Annotated in this window: 8 protein-coding genes and 7 pseudogenes; 5 read left to right on the plus strand and 10 right to left on the minus strand. The window is 61.0% G+C overall.

The annotated features are described in order from the left end of the window. Window positions 1–700: 700 nt before the first annotated feature. Both FXB38_RS44280 and FXB38_RS39540 read left to right on the plus strand, forming a co-directional pair. A pseudogene (locus tag FXB38_RS44280) lies at window positions 701–1,043 on the plus strand (strawberry notch C-terminal domain-containing protein); the annotation flags it as partial. Between the two features lie 606 nt (window positions 1,044–1,649). After that, window positions 1,650–2,382 (plus strand): annotated as a pseudogene (locus FXB38_RS39540) (creatininase family protein). Window positions 2,383–3,015: 633 nt separating this feature from the next. Here FXB38_RS39540 and FXB38_RS45220 read toward each other — a convergent pair. Next, a pseudogene (locus FXB38_RS45220) lies at window positions 3,016–3,626 on the minus strand (transposase); the annotation flags it as partial. 141 nt (window positions 3,627–3,767) lie between these two features. Here FXB38_RS45220 and FXB38_RS44300 point away from each other — a divergent pair. Beyond that, window positions 3,768–3,935, plus strand: coding sequence for a DUF736 family protein (locus FXB38_RS44300; protein WP_246230515.1), 168 nt, complete (start codon window positions 3,768–3,770; stop codon window positions 3,933–3,935). A gap of 173 nt (window positions 3,936–4,108) precedes the next feature. Here FXB38_RS44300 and FXB38_RS43340 read toward each other — a convergent pair whose 3' ends face one another. The 3 genes and pseudogenes from FXB38_RS43340 to FXB38_RS39565 form a co-directional block, all read right to left on the minus strand. Next, window positions 4,109–4,312: an HAD family hydrolase gene (locus FXB38_RS43340; RefSeq protein WP_187435474.1), complete on the minus strand. Its 204-nt coding sequence runs from the start codon at window positions 4,310–4,312 to the stop codon at window positions 4,109–4,111. A gap of 25 nt (window positions 4,313–4,337) precedes the next feature. Further along, window positions 4,338–4,465 (minus strand): annotated as a pseudogene (locus tag FXB38_RS45225) (DUF736 domain-containing protein); the annotation flags it as partial. 139 nt (window positions 4,466–4,604) lie between these two features. Continuing rightward, window positions 4,605–4,895 (minus strand): hypothetical protein, encoded by a 291-nt coding sequence (locus tag FXB38_RS39565; RefSeq protein ID WP_148756315.1) that lies wholly within the window; start codon window positions 4,893–4,895, stop codon window positions 4,605–4,607. Between the two features lie 305 nt (window positions 4,896–5,200). Here FXB38_RS39565 and FXB38_RS39570 point away from each other — a divergent pair, with 305 nt between their 5' ends. Together FXB38_RS39570 and FXB38_RS44310 are read left to right on the plus strand one after the other, a co-directional pair. Continuing rightward, window positions 5,201–6,472, plus strand: coding sequence for an amidase (locus FXB38_RS39570; protein ID WP_148756316.1), 1,272 nt, complete (start codon window positions 5,201–5,203; stop codon window positions 6,470–6,472). Window positions 6,473–6,495: 23 nt separating this feature from the next. Next, window positions 6,496–6,755: pseudogene (locus FXB38_RS44310) on the plus strand (acetoacetate--CoA ligase); the annotation flags it as partial. Between the two features lie 566 nt (window positions 6,756–7,321). On the opposite strand, the pseudogene FXB38_RS39585 reads toward FXB38_RS44310, so the two are convergent. The 6 genes and pseudogenes from FXB38_RS39585 to FXB38_RS39610 form a co-directional block, all read right to left on the minus strand. Then, a pseudogene (locus FXB38_RS39585) lies at window positions 7,322–7,720 on the minus strand (IS21 family transposase); the annotation flags it as partial. A gap of 288 nt (window positions 7,721–8,008) precedes the next feature. Next, entirely contained in the window at window positions 8,009–8,983 is a 975-nt protein-coding gene (locus tag FXB38_RS39590) for an ABC transporter ATP-binding protein (RefSeq protein WP_246230517.1), read from the minus strand. Window positions 8,984–8,985: 2 nt separating this feature from the next. Next, on the minus strand, window positions 8,986–9,927 hold the full coding sequence (locus tag FXB38_RS39595; RefSeq protein WP_148756317.1) for an ABC transporter ATP-binding protein: 942 nt from the start codon (window positions 9,925–9,927) through the stop codon (window positions 8,986–8,988). A gap of 35 nt (window positions 9,928–9,962) precedes the next feature. Beyond that, a complete protein-coding gene (locus FXB38_RS39600; RefSeq protein ID WP_246230535.1) occupies window positions 9,963–10,850 on the minus strand; it encodes an ABC transporter permease in 888 nt (295 codons plus the stop codon). Window positions 10,851–10,858: 8 nt separating this feature from the next. Next, complete coding sequence (locus tag FXB38_RS39605; RefSeq protein ID WP_210250991.1) at window positions 10,859–11,773, minus strand: ABC transporter permease; 915 nt, start codon at window positions 11,771–11,773, stop codon at window positions 10,859–10,861. A 240-nt stretch (window positions 11,774–12,013) separates the two neighbouring features. Beyond that, window positions 12,014–12,444 (minus strand): annotated as a pseudogene (locus tag FXB38_RS39610) (ABC transporter substrate-binding protein); the annotation flags it as partial.

The following is a 12,444-nucleotide window of genomic DNA, read 5'->3' on the forward strand; positions in this document are numbered from 1 at the left end:
ATCACACTTCTCTGCATCATGTTTTTTTTCGTCCCCGATTTGTCGGACAAGCGTAAAGGCTGCTCAAGCATAAAAACGCCGAAGCTCGGCCAGGAATTACGGAAATTCTGCAAAAATGAGGCCACTCTTGAGAGTTGACGCCGAGCCACGGTCACCAACTCGAATCCGAGGACGGGTACCATCTGCAGTCGACTCGGCGTCGGTGCTGTGACGCCCGCGCGGCTCTAGCCGAGCAGGTCTTGACTGAGGTAGAGCGTCGCAGGGCCACAGGGATATATCTTGTGCCACCGGAAGCGAATGGCTCAGGCATCGCGGCTGCGCCGGTTGCGTGTTTGCTGGTGAAATGCAGGCTGTCGCCCCTGACGAAAACGTAATGCCGCCGGGCGAGGTCGGCGAGATCTACATGCACCGCCCGGAGGGCTCGCCGGCATGCCACCGCTCCCCAGCGGCGCGACGGCTCGCAGCCTCCCAGGGGACAATCGTGGCAGGTGGATCGATCTTAAGAGCTTCGCGGTATCCGGTCTGTCATGCTTGTGACCGCGCCTGCCATCAACCTCAATTTCGGCTGCGGCCGATGGGCGTCGAAGGTCTCCCATCCCTCAGCATTCTGTAGCGCGGCATAAGGTGGCAATAGAAGTCGGCCACGCTTTCGTTCATCGAAGCCGTATAGATCCGCAGAGCGCCAGTTACATCCGTCACGCGCGGACTCGTTCTGGGTTATCTCGTCCATTCCATCTCGGTCCAACCGTACGAATCCTTTACCGACTTGGAGGGCAACCTCTCTTCTCGGCGTATCTAGGGCGACGGCCAGCCAGTCGAAAGCCGGGAGGCCGTCGCACGGCTTGATTGCGAAAAGCTTGCCTCGCTCCCGCCTGTCCCCGGCGCACTCGACCAGATCGTCCAGCGATTTGGCACCGACATGGTCGCAGAGGTCACGGGCCGTTCGCGCCTTGTAATCTACCGGGCTGAGCGCCTCGTACTCGAGAAACGTGCCGGCTTTGCCAATCTCGCGGAGGACGGCCGCGTTCATGGAGAACCTCAAGCCTACCCCCGGCCACATGGGCATGCGCCGATAAACCAGTGCTGCTCCACGTGCTTGACCGGACGATCCGGAGCGCCCGCCTGCTGCGTTTTGACAGTCCTGGTCCAAAACGCCGGCTTGAAGTCCTTGCGGTGTTTGTCCAGCGCAGCGCTTGAAAGGCGTACTCGCTATCCGAGGAACCGATACTTGTGAACGTTGGCTGCTCAAGCGCTGGTGGCTGGTCGAGCGAACCCTCCCTTTGCTCAATCGCAACCGCCGCTTGGCCAAGGATTTCGAGGCCACTTCGAGAACGCCGTTGCTTTGCTTCTCCTCACCAACATCGGGCACCTCACCCGACGCCCGGCTCGGAACTCACACAGGCGAAATAACGCCTCCCCGATATGTGCAGCTTTTAAGCGTTCGGCGGTGCCACAGTTAGGGAATTTCGCCTTAATGGCCCGAGTAAAAATATGAGGCGAACTATCGAATTGGTCCGGACCACGCGATCTGATGATCTAACAAAGGCAGGGCATTCACAGGAGGGGATGAGATGGAAATCGAATGGCGGCGGCTGCGGGCTGATTAGTTGCGTGAACGCGCGCAGGAGGACGCGATCGTCATCGTCCCGGTGGGCGCGCTCGAGCAGCACGGCCCACATCTGCCTATCGAGATCGACAGCCTGCTTGGCGAGACGGTCGCGTTGCGCACGGCGCGCTTGGCCGCAGCGATCGAGAAAGTCCGTCTTACCGATGCTGTGGACCGGCCTCTCCGAGCATCACATGTCGTTGGGCGGCACGATCACCGTCGATTTCCAGACCTTCTTCGACATTATCCGCTGCGTCTGTGAGTCTGTGGTTCGGCACGGCTTCCGAAGAATCGTCCTGCTCAACGGGCACGGCGGCAACGAAAATGCACTGCGAGTCTGCGCTGACGAGCTCAGCCCCAAGCTGGAGGTGCCGATAGTGCATTTCACGTATTGGCATGCGGCAGAGAGGCCGATTGCCGCGGTGCTCGAGAAGCAGGACAATCTTTGGCACGCATGCGAGGCGGAGATGTCGATGTGTATGGCATTGCGACCTGAACTCGTGGCAGAGGATCGCCTCCGCCTCGCCGAGGCCAATCGTACGCCCGATGTCGCCGACGTTGTCGGAAAAGGCGTCTATCGCTGGCGCAGTTCCGCGAGCCAATGCTCCACCGGTATCTACGGCTATCCGAGTGCCGCCTCACGCGAGAAGGGGGAGAAGCTGTTCGACGCGATCAGTCGTGATCTTCGAGAAGATCTGCAACAAGGAACTTTGGGCTCTGCCCTGGCGCTAGCTTGTCGAAACTACGAATGTTGTTCACCCGAGGCGAGCCTCTGAACGAAGCTGTGGTTCCGACACTCCACGTCCGCCGGAGTTCCCCGCAAGAAGGTCCACAAGAATGCGCGCCTGACGCCGCGCGGTCCGTGGTCGTTCCGGGAGGACCGCGGGTCTTTCTGAGCGGAAATCTCTGGGTCGGCGTCAGTCGATCTTCCAGGCCTCACCTTCAAGCTCGAAGAGCAAAGGACCGGGGAGGACAACATTTGTAACCTTTCTGCCGGCGATCAGCACCAACGAGCCCCAAGGCTATCCGCACCACTATCCGCGAATGGCGGATAAGCTTCCACCAGTAACCATCCTGGATGATCTGGCTCGTCTCACGCCTCAATGGTGCGGAGCCGGACGAGCCGATTCTATCGCTCGAAGTGCGTCCAAGTGCTTCGCCATCTTACGCCGTTGCAGATGACGGCGTCATCCTGAGGGACGACCACCCATCCCATTACGCCACCTTCCGCGCTTGGAGGTGGTGGTCCAAGGCCCGCGCGTCCAGGCTCTGCTCGAGGGCGGCCTGCCCACCGAGGCTGGGCATAAGCCCCGGACAGAAATTCAGTTCGACACCTAGCTCGAATAACTGGCGTACGATTGGTGTCGATCGTCCTGAGAGTCTGACTCAAAAAGACAACTAGGCTTTGCAGGGGGGCGACGGCGCGTTGTCAGAAACCTGAAATGAGCAACGACAAGCCAGGCAAGTTCGGTCGCGGCTGAGCATTCAAAGTCTCCGGTTAGGCCTCGGCAACGGCCGAACCACGCAGAGGTGCGTTCGCGCCATGCCATCTGCCAGTGTCTCGTCAAGCATAAAAGTAACTGTCGAATGCGGTGGGAACTCGCCCGTTAAGGCTGTCCATTGGCAACCGGTGGACAGGATGTAGAAAATCGCCTGCACGACCTCGCGCACTTGCGAGATCGCTTCCCAAGGTTCCAAGTTGTTTTTGGCTATCGCGGCAAGCAGCTGATTAACGCGCTGTCCGAATATGGGACCGTGGGCAATCGAGATTGTCCAGCGACCGCCGGGGTCGGAGTCGTCCGGCTCTCGCCCAAACGTTGGGTGATGCTCCAGCAAGGGAACGGCGCCATGAACATCCTGACGTTCGCGGGATGGACATGGGCCGCCAGAAGAAGACCATCGGTATCGGTGACGATGTGTCGTTTGCGTCCATGGAGGCGCTTGCCGGGGATCGAAGCCGCGCGTCCCCACCGGCCTGCGTTGTCGAAGCAGTTTGGCTGTTGATGACGGCAGCCGTCGGCCTTGCCACGCCCGCCGAGCGAAAATTCTGACGATCTGGCGGCAAATCGACTACGCGGGGTCGCGCTAATCGAGTCGTGGCGACATCTGCCGAGACAACACGCGGCCAGGTGCCGTCGGCGCTTACATTACATCTCCGACAATGGCTCAGATCGGCACCCTCACCCGCGGCGATGACGTCAGCTTTAACGGCAGGATCCGCACCCTCAACATCGACACCAAAGCAACCATGCGGCCCATCCCTAAAGAGGGCGAGCGCTCCCCCGACTACCGGGTCACGCCAACGGGGTCGAGCTGGGTGCAGGTTTGAGCAAGGCAGCCAAGGATACTGGCCGCCGAATACATCTAGGGTCAAGCTCGATGATCCCTCCGTCACTGGTCCGGTCTACGCGACCCAGGTCCAGACGACAACCACGCGCACAGGCTCATCTGGTCGCGCTGACCTGCCGCGCGGCCTCGCTCCGAGCGAGGCGCCGCACTCTCTCACCGCTCGCTCCGGATGATCCAGGCGATGTCTTCGTTCAGCGTGTCGCCCAGCATGGCCTTGTTGAAGGCCTTCCAGTTTTTGAGCTTCGACTGGAGGTAGCGGGGACGGTGCTCGCTGTCGGCGAGCGTTCCGTAATTCGGGTCGATCACCTGGGTGCGATCACCGCACTCCGCGGAAATGCTCGGCTCCAACCCAGCCACTTCGCATAATACCTCACTCCGCATAATCGGCTCTACCCACGTAAATCGTAAATGCGATATGGGAGCGTTCTCGCTTGCTCGGTTGGATTCTGCGACGATACGGACGCCCTTGGCCTGCAAACGGACAGTGGCGATCCGGCCTGGAAATCGCATTATGTTAGCTGGTGACCGTAGTTCTGAAACTGATGCGATTGTTCTGATTATGGCAATTTCTGAAGGACACTTTCGTCGCATCCTTTCGCCGGATTGCGGCGCCCCGAGGTGGAGCGCCGCGTCTGAGCGATGACCAGGATCAGCGCAGCCAGACCGACGCGTAGCCGTCATCGCCCGCGGCTAGGTCGGCGTGACGGGTCGCCCGAGCTTGGCCGAGTGATAGACGGTGTTGTCCTTGGAAGGCATGGCTCGTCGAAATGCCAAAAACCTGCGCCTGATCGCCACAACGTGAAGCTTTTTTCTCGTCAACCTCGGGAGCCATGAACACCAAATACACGGGACAGCGCGTATTGATAGTGTGACCACCCAGCTCGGAGCGCTGCGAATGCCGCGCTTCCAGAATTTCTCCAATCCGGCGCGACCTTTGCATTTTTTGTTCGTCCAGCCACTTTATAGGTCTGGCTGTTCGGCTCGTGGGCGTTGAAGGCGAGGCGCGCGTAAAAGACCGTGCGTTGCATGAGCTGCGGATCATCGATCCGTGCAGCGTTGTCTCAGGTACGTTGAGCGTGTCTATGCGCGCAGGCTGCGCCGTGACGTTACCCGGGTCGAGCCTCCGCGTGGTGACATTCCCAGGTGATCGAGGAATTGACACCCGCAAATTAGCCCTGCGGTTGGGTGACTCAACGTTTGTTGCGCCAACGGTGAATCGGTCGCGGGGGAAAGGACGCGCTCTAAATGAAGGAACTCACCGCGCTCGATGCTGCTCGTTTGATCGCCCAGAGACAGCTGACGAGCGAAAGCCTGACGCGCGCGTGCCTCGAGCGTATTGAAGAACGCGAGCCCGCCGTGAAAGCGTGGGAGTATCTCGATCCTGATCTCGCAATCGCGCAGGCCCGGCTGGCGGACCGATCGCCCATCCGGGGCCCGCTGCATGGCGTGCCCTTGGCGATCAAGGATGTGATCGACACGGTGGATATGCCGACGACTTATGGCTCACGCATATATCGAGACTATCGTCCGGCGAGCGATGCGACCTGTGTCGCCCTCGCCCGCGCAGGCGGTGCAGTCATTCTCGGCAAGACAGTCACCACCGAATTTGCGGGCGGCGCTCCGGGCAAGACCCGGAATCCGCACAACCCGCGGTACACCCCGGGAGGATCGTCCAGTGGGTCCGCGGCCGCCGTTGGATGCGCGATGGTGCCTTGGGCGCTCGGAACGCAAACCTACGGGTCCACGATCCGACCAGCTTCCTTCTGTGGCGTGGTGGGCTATAAGCCATCTTACGGTAAGGCCGAGGTGAGGGGTATCAAGACCCTGACCAGCGGCCTGGACACGCTGGGTCTTTTTGCCCGCACAGTAGCGGATGTCGCGCTGCTGGCGTCAGTCGTTACGGGCGGTCGCGTTGGCGAGGTGGACGTATCGAGCGCGCCCCGTATCGGTTTTCTGAATACGTCGCCCTGGGGAGAGGTTGCGGATGCAACTCGACATCTCCTCGATGACTGCGTGCGCCGGCTGACTGGGGGCGGAGCGCAGGTGCGCGATCTTCCTTCGCCGTCCTCCATGGCGTCGTGGCGCGAGATCCAAGATGTCGTTTTCGGTTGGGAAATGCTGCAGGCACTGGCCTACGAACGCGTCTTTCGGCGCAACGACGTTGAACCACGAACGAAACAGATGTTCAAAGAGTACGAGCAGCGCTTGACGCCCAAAAACTACGAAACCGGTCTTGGGCACGCTCGTGAAGCTAGGAGGGAATGCGCCGACCTGTTCCACGATTGCGACGTGTTGCTCGTCCCTGCCGCGGTCGGAGAAGCCCCGGAAGGCATAGACCACACCGGTGACGGGCGTTTCAACGGGGCTTGGTCGATGCTGCACTTGCCTTGCCTGACCCTGCCGATGGGCCGCGGCGCTGCAGGCCTACCGATCGGATTGCAGCTGGTCGCCCGACTAGGAAACGATGCGACGTTGCTACGCGCTGCCGCCTTCGTCGAGGCGTGTGTCGTAGCTTAGGGGCGGTCTCATTTGACCACTCCTGGCGCGGCGAGATCCAGGGGCCTGGACTCGGTTTGGCGCTGGGCGGCAGGCTGGTGCGCGGCGAAAAGGGCGAACTCGCGCCTTTCCGTCGACGTCAATCATGTTCTGGAACGATCCCGAAGGAAGGGAATATCGAGCCGTCTACTTCGAGCGTTTCGACAATGTCTGGTGCTATGACGATTTCGCTAGATGGACGAAGCACGACGGCATCATCTTGCACGGCCGGTCGGACGCGAGGCTCAATCCGGCCGCCGTGCAATTTGTACTGCGCAGATCGCACGGGGTAGAGGAGCCGCGGCACCACGCGCGAGGCGAGACGCCGCAGTGGGTGGTCAACGTGACCAGACCAGCGCGTGGCCGTCATGGACCGCGAGGAAGTTGGCCTAACTCGGCGCGGGGAAGGACAGGTCATCGAGCTTGACCAAGTGATGGACAGTGTTGACCTTGGAGCTCCGCTGCTACGCAGCACCTATCCCGGCTTTATGTAGTGCATTACATAAAGCCGAGATTGGCATAGCCGGGGCGAAGCTTTCAGAGGAAGGCCGCGACTACATTTCGCTCAAGCCTGGCGCCGATCTACGCGAACCTTTTGACTACGAGGGTGGCGACGGTTAGGCGGCACAGGAATGGGGAGTCCCCCCAGCCCCGCCAGATTGATCGGACGAGATCGGTGGTCGGGTGAAGAGGACGCGCCATCCGTTCTCGATTAGAGCCAGGCTGATGGCTGGCGCCAAGTGACTCTTTCCGCCGCCGGGCAGCGGCGAGCGCGGTCACTTGCGCCTTGGAGATCATCGGCATAGCCTCGAAGTCGAAGCTATCGAAGATCTTTCCGGTAGGCAGCCGCGCCTCGGTTCGGCGATACGCATCGCGCGGGAACAGCCGATCACGGTAGACCAGATTGCGAGATGGGTGCCGCCGACGAACACATCGAGACGATCGGCGTAAATGTGTATCCGCAGCTGGTGGCCGATCAGGCGTGACGGCACGATGTAGAACACCTTGCGCAAGGTGAAGCCGCCGCTTGATCACGCGGACAATGACCTCCTCGCAGTCCAAGGTGCGGCGATCCCGCAACGCGGCGCGCTCGTGGTCGATCCGCTTGGTGTTGCGGGCATTGCGACGGCTGACGATCTCGTCGATGAAGCCGCGGTAGGCGGCGAGACCATCGAAGTCGGCAGTGCCGCGCAACAGCAGCGCATCGGCGATCGACCGCTTGAGATGGCCTCCATCGCACAGCATGGACTTCATCAGCCAATGCCGATCCACGCCATTCCATTGGACCAAGTCCGCCGACGGCATCCTCGCTTCCATCGAACGCTTTTGCCGTTACAATACTCAAGCCCAGGCATCGTGATATTCGTGAATTTCTGGTTCAGGACACTAGCCGCCAATTGGACGACAACTCGATGCAGGAAGCACATTGGACCAGACGCTGTATTCGCTGCCGATTTGATGGTGAAGGTGCAGCGAAAACACCTTCTGCATGGCAGATCTGTTTGTTTTCTGTTCTGTTCATACTTGAGCCGGCGGCGGACCACTCAGCAGATGGCACGCCGCCTCGCGGCCGTCGGCCAGCTTTATGAGCGGCGGGTTGTCGGTCTTGCACACGGCCATTGCGTGCGGGCAGCGCAGATGGAATTTGCAGCCGCTCGGTGGCTCCAGCGCGCTGCCGGTATCGTCGAAACCCTCCGCCGCCTTCGGCACATAGTCCGGATCCGGCCGCGGCACCGCGTTCAACAGCGCCTGCGTGTAGGGATGCTTTGGCGCCGCGAAGATCTGCTCGCTCTCGCCCGTCTCCACCACGCTGCCGAGATAGATCACCGCCACGCGCGTCGAGAGATGCTCGACCAGCGCCAGGTCGTGCGCGATCAGGAGGTATGTCAGGCCGAACTTTTCCTGGATGTCCATCAGCAGATTCAACACCTGCGCGCGGATCGACACGTCGAGGGCGGAGATCGGCTCATCGAGGATGATGATGCGCGGATTGAGCGCAAGCGCCCGCGCGATTGCGATGCGCTGACGCTGTCCACCGGAGAATTCATGCGGATAGAGATCGGCCGCCCTCGGCGGCAGGCCGACAATCTCCAGGAGCTCGGCGACGCGCGCATTGAGCGTCGCGCGATCGCGCTTGTAGTGCGCAAGAATCGGCTCAGTGATGATCCGACGCACCGTAAGGCGCGGGTTGAGGGAAGCGTAAGGATCCTGAAACACCGCCTGCACCTGCCGGCGATAATCCTTGATCTCCTTGCGCGACATCTCCTCGAGACTCTTGCCGTCGAAGGTCACGGCGCCGGAGGTCGGCGTTTCGAGCTTCAGCACGAGCTTGGCGATGGTGGTCTTGCCGCAGCCGGATTCCCCGACCAGCGCGACTGTCTGGCCCTCAGGAATGCCGAGGTTCACGCGCTCCACCGCACGCACTGTCGCCTTGCCGCGATCGCTGCGCACCGTGAAATGCTTGGAGAGGTCGCGAAGTTCGAGGCCCATCATCGTTACTGCTTCGCTGCGAGCCAGCAATTGACGACATGACGGTCGCCGAGGTCGGTCGCTGGCGGATAATCGTCGCAGACCGACATGCGTTTCGGGCAGCGCTGCGCAAAGCGGCATCCCTTAGGCGGGTCTATCAGGTTCGGCGGCTGGCCAGGGATTGCGGCAAGACGACTGCGCTTCTGTCCAAGATGCGGGATTGCCTGCAGCAGGGCTTGGGTATAGGGATGCTGCGGATTGCGGTAGATGTCGCGCACCTTGCCGGTTTCGATGATGCGGCCTGCATACATCACCGCGATACGATGGCAGAGACCGGCGACGATCGAAAGATCATGAGTGACCAGGATGATGCCGACCTTCGAGTCCTGTTGGATGCTGCGCAGCAGGTTCATGATCTGCACCTGAATGGTGACGTCGAGCGCGGTGGTCGGCTCATCGGCGATCAATAGACGTGGCGAGCAGGCGATCGCCATGGCGGTTACGACACGCTGGCGCATGCCGCCGGAAAACTGGTGCGGATAGTTCTTCAGCCGCCGCTCCGGTGAGGGAATGCGCACGCGACGCAAGCCTTGCGCGGCGGCAGCCATCGCCTCGCGAACGGTCCTGACCAGCTTGTGGTAGAGGAACGGCCCGGAGACCTGGTCGCCAACGGTGTAGACCGGATTGAGCGAGGTCATTGGGTCTTGCGAGATCATCGCAACCTTCGGTCCGCGCACCCGGCTGGCCATGTCCTCTTCGCTGAGTTGCAGCAGGTCCTCGCCGTCGAGCTTCACACTGCCGTCTAGCCTGCCGTCACTGTGGATCGGCAGGAGGCGCAGGATCGATAGGCAGGTCATTGTCTTGCCCGAGCCGGACTCGCCGACGATGCCTAGTGTCTCGCCTTCGTGCACTTCAAATGAAACGCCATCCACCGCTTTCACCACGCCGCGGCGTAGATGCAGGTGCATTTGTAGGTTTTCGACTTGCAGAAGGGGCGCCGCGGTCACAGTTGTCTCCGTTTCGGGTCGAGCAGGTCACGCAACCAGTCGCCGATCAGATTCGATGAGAGACAGGTGAGTATGATGGCGATTCCGGGCATGGTGATGCCCCACCACGCGTAAGTAATGTACTGCCGCGCGTCAGCAAGCATCAGTCCCCATGAGGTGTCGGGCGGCTGAATGCCGACGCCCAGAAAAGAGAGCGAGGCCTCGAAGATGATAACTTGCCCGACCTGCAGCGTCATCAGCACCACGAGCGTGTTGAAGATGTTCGGCACGAGGTGCCGTAAGAAGATGGTCACCGGGCCGCAGCCGGCAACTTTGGCAAAGGCCACATAATCGCGCTCGCGCAGCGACAGGATCTCGCTACGGATGATGCGCGCGTACCAGGTCCAGTAGGTTAACACGATGACGATGATGACAGTGGAAAGCCCGGGATCCATCGTGGCGGTGAAAATCAACGCTAGTGCCAGCGTCGGAATGGCCATCATGATCTCGGTAATGCGGACGATGATCATATCGACGATGCCGCCGAAATAGCCGGCCATAATGCCAAGCATCGTGCCGATCGCGCCGGAAAATCCGATCGCATACAGAACCACGATTGCGGATACCCGCGCGCCAGCAATGATGCGCGATAAGACGTCGCGGCCGAGATTGTCGGTGCCAAGTAGATAGTCATAACTACCGCCCGCTTGCCAGAACGGCGGCCGGAATGCCGCGCCGAGGTCCAGTCCGTTCGGGTCATGCGGTGCGATGCTTTCGCCGCCCATGGCTGCGACAATGATCAGCAACAGGATCAAAATCGGGATCCATGGCGTGCCCTTCAGGCGGAAACGGACCAAAAACGGCAGCTGCGGAGCGTCCGCCACGGTGACAGGTGTCGGTGCCAAGATTACAGTCACAGGCGGATTCTTGGATCAATAATGCTGTAGGACAGGTCGACAAGAAAATTGGACAGCACGAAAAGGATCGACGTGATGAGAACGCCGGCCTGAACCACTGGATAGTCGCGCGCAAATACCGCTTCGACGACCGTTCGTCCAAGTCCGGGCCAGGCGAACACCGTCTCGACCACGAACGAGCCGCTCAGCATATAGGCGAAGTAGACGCCCATGATGGTAACGAGCGGCAGCAGCGCGTTGCGGAAGGCGTACTTCCAGATCAGCAGACGCTCCGGCGTGCCGACGGCACGCCCCATGCGAATGTAGTCGCTATCGAGCACCTCGAGCATGCCGGAACGGATGACGCGGGTCTGCGCTGCGACCGGATACCAGCCAAGCGCGATGGCCGGGAGGATCACGTGCTGGACGCCGTCAGCACCGAAGGCGGGAAGCCACTGCAGGTTGACCGCGAACACCAGGATAAGGAGGAGCCCAACCCAGAACGACGGCACTGCCTGGCCCAGCATTGCAATGATCCGTGCGATTTGGTCGATCCACGAGCCTCGACGGACTGCCGACAGCACGCCGAGCGGAATTGCGAGCGCAAGGCTGAAGGCGAACGCCGCCATGGCCAGGTAGATTGTTGCCGGCAGCCGTTCGAACACGAGCTCTATCGCCGGCATTTGCCAGCGATAGGACCGGCCAAAATCGCCCTGGACCGCCTTCCACAGGAAGATCAGGTATTGATCCCACATCGGCCGATCGAGACCAAGCTCGTGCCTCATTGCCTGCACCGCCGATTGCGGCGCGTCCATCGGCAGCAGCAGCGACAGGGGATCGCCGGACAGCCGCGACATAATGAAGATGATCAAACTGGCGCCGAGCATGCTGATGAGCGCATTGAGGAGTCCTTTGGCGAAGACGATTCTCATCGGCCGGCACTCCGGTTAGTGACAAACCTGTTGGCAGACACCGCCGCACGAGAAGCGGAGCCGCGATGCATCGCAGGCTTCCCCACCTGGGCGGCAGCCGAGCGCCTGCCAGAGACATCTGCTGCCGTCATACTCATCACGTTTTTCACAACCATGTCCGAGGATCCACCCCACAAAGCGAAACGAGATGCGTACCGAACGCCGAACAGCATTCGGTACGCGCACGTCGCAGGCCGTTAGCTACTTCTTGAAACTGACTTCCTGGAAAGCACGCCACTGTCCGGGCCACGGCCACCCGCGGAACGCGATGTTGTCCCGCCAGGCGAACGTGACGACCGGGCGATAGGTGGTCACGCCGCCGAGGACGTTGTCGTGCTTGTAGCGGGCGATCTGCTTGATCAGCTCCACCCGCTTCTCCGGGATCATGGTATTCTTCAATTCCTCGATCATCGCGTCCGCTTTGGGATCGCTGGTATGGGAAAAGACGCCGAAGCCCTTGCCCGGGACGAAGCTGTGTACCATGCCGGACCATGGCTCAGCCGGATCACCCGGGAGGCCGTGGCCCCACGCCCATGGCGCAAGGCCGTCCATCTCGGGCGGGCCGTGGCCGCGGCGACCGAGAGCGACCCAGGCCGAATACTCCAGTCCTTGCACCTTGCAGCGAATGCCGA

The sequence above is a fragment of the Bradyrhizobium cytisi genome, assembly GCF_008123515.1.
In the GTDB taxonomy this organism is placed as follows: Bacteria; Pseudomonadota; Alphaproteobacteria; order Rhizobiales; family Xanthobacteraceae; genus Bradyrhizobium; species Bradyrhizobium cytisi.

What these genes read in the sequence shown, in the direction of transcription:
- FXB38_RS44300 (WP_246230515.1), top strand. Translation starts at nt 3,768, where the DNA reads ATGGCTCAGATCGGCACCCTCACCCGCGGCGATGACGTCAGCTTTAAC.
- FXB38_RS39565 (WP_148756315.1), bottom strand. Translation starts at nt 4,895, where the DNA reads ATGCAAAGGTCGCGCCGGATTGGAGAAATTCTGGAAGCGCGGCATTCG.
- FXB38_RS39570 (WP_148756316.1), top strand. Translation starts at nt 5,201, where the DNA reads ATGAAGGAACTCACCGCGCTCGATGCTGCTCGTTTGATCGCCCAGAGA.
- FXB38_RS39590 (WP_246230517.1), bottom strand. Translation starts at nt 8,983, where the DNA reads ATGATGGGCCTCGAACTTCGCGACCTCTCCAAGCATTTCACGGTGCGC.
- FXB38_RS39595 (WP_148756317.1), bottom strand. Translation starts at nt 9,927, where the DNA reads ATGCACCTGCATCTACGCCGCGGCGTGGTGAAAGCGGTGGATGGCGTT.
- FXB38_RS39605 (WP_210250991.1), bottom strand. Translation starts at nt 11,773, where the DNA reads ATGAGAATCGTCTTCGCCAAAGGACTCCTCAATGCGCTCATCAGCATG.